Genomic DNA, 1,571 nt, shown 5'->3' on the forward strand with positions numbered 1-1,571 from the left:
ACTCAACTTTCCCACTAGGGAAATGTTAATGCACCTTGAAAAATGAATATGAATCTGCTTTAGGATATATAAAAAAGTCCTAATTTTTGATATAATGGAAATAACGACAAACCCATAAATATCAAAGAAAGTAGGACTTTTTATGAATTCCATTATAGCAGAAAATTTACGCACTGAACAGACTGTAAACTCTAGAATCGACTTGTTTTTTTCTAAGATAGGAATATCTGAACTTTTAAAACAGTCAAATTTTTATAAGGAATCAGGAATTCCATGTGTTATTGTATTGAAAACAATATTTACTTTAGTTTTTACAGAAAGAAATCTATATAGAATACTAGCAACTCAGGCTGATAAAATTGGTTTCTCAAAAAACACAGCTTATCGTTTTCTTAATTCAACCACATATAATTGGGCAAAACTTCTACGATTAATAGCTGAATGTGTTGTCTCAAAGATTGACCAAACAACTTCTGCAGATAGAGCCAAGGTCTTAATTGTAGACGATTCTTTGTATGATCGTAATAGAAGCAAGAAAGTAGAACTTCTTGCAAAAGTGTATGATCATTCAGTTCATAAGTATATTAAAGGATTTAAAATGCTTACAGTAGGTTGGTCTGATGGCAAAACATTTATCCCTGCCGCTTTTTCTCTTTTAAGCTCACAAAAGGAAACTAACAGATTATGCGAATCAGGAATTAAGGATAGAAGAACTGCGGCATTTAAACGTAGACAACTTGCAATTTCAAAGTCTACAGAGGTTTTAATTGAACTTATCAAATCAATTAAGCATCTTCCTGCAAAATATGTTCTCTTTGATAGCTGGTTTGGTTTACCTAGAACAATTTGTAAGGTAAAGACTCTTGGTTTTGACGTTATTTGTATGGTAAAGAATAGTTCTAAAATTCATTATTGCTACAATAACGAGTGGGTGCCAGTTAGTAAATTATACAAAATAGCTATTCAAAATTATAAGAAAAATGGTAACATTACAGGTTCAATTTTAGTTTCAATTAGAGAATCTAAAGACTCAGAAGAATTAATACCTGTAAAATTAGTTTTTGTAGAAGCACGTGATTCGAAAGAATTTCTTACAATACTCTCAACAGATACGGAGCTATCTGAAGAAGAAATCCTGCGTATTTATGGCAAGCGTTGGGATATAGAAGTCTTCTTTAAAATGTGTAAATCATATCTGGCCCTAGCAAAAGAATTTCAAGGAAGAAGCTATGATATGATGACAGCTCATACTGTAATAGTGTTTCTTCGCTATATTATGCTTGCAAATGAATCTAGAAGTACTATAGATTTAAGAACTATAGGAGGATTCTTTTTTCAAGTATGCGATGAGGTAGCAGACATTAGACTTTCAACATCATTAAAGTTAATAATTTCAACGCTTAAAGAAATTCTATCCGCGTATTCTCTAATCTCAGAAGAGATGACAGAGCAAATTTTGAGTACCTTTTTTTCGTCAATTCCTCAAGTTTGGAATCAAAAACTAAAATTGTGTGCGTAATCATATTTATTTTTCAAGGTGCATCCAGTTTTTTAAGCTGGGAAAGTTGAGT

Annotated in this window: 1 protein-coding gene; it reads left to right on the top strand. The window is 31.6% G+C overall.

The genetic code is table 11. The features are described from left to right. Positions 1–142: 142 nt before the first annotated feature. A complete protein-coding gene (locus K292_RS0112705) occupies positions 143–1,519 on the top strand; it encodes an IS4 family transposase (RefSeq protein ID WP_027400133.1) in 1,377 nt (458 codons plus the stop codon). The last annotated feature ends 52 nt before the right edge of the window (positions 1,520–1,571 follow it).

Source organism: Anaerovorax odorimutans DSM 5092 (assembly GCF_000426305.1).
In the GTDB taxonomy this organism is placed as follows: Bacteria; Bacillota; Clostridia; order Peptostreptococcales; family Anaerovoracaceae; genus Anaerovorax; species Anaerovorax odorimutans.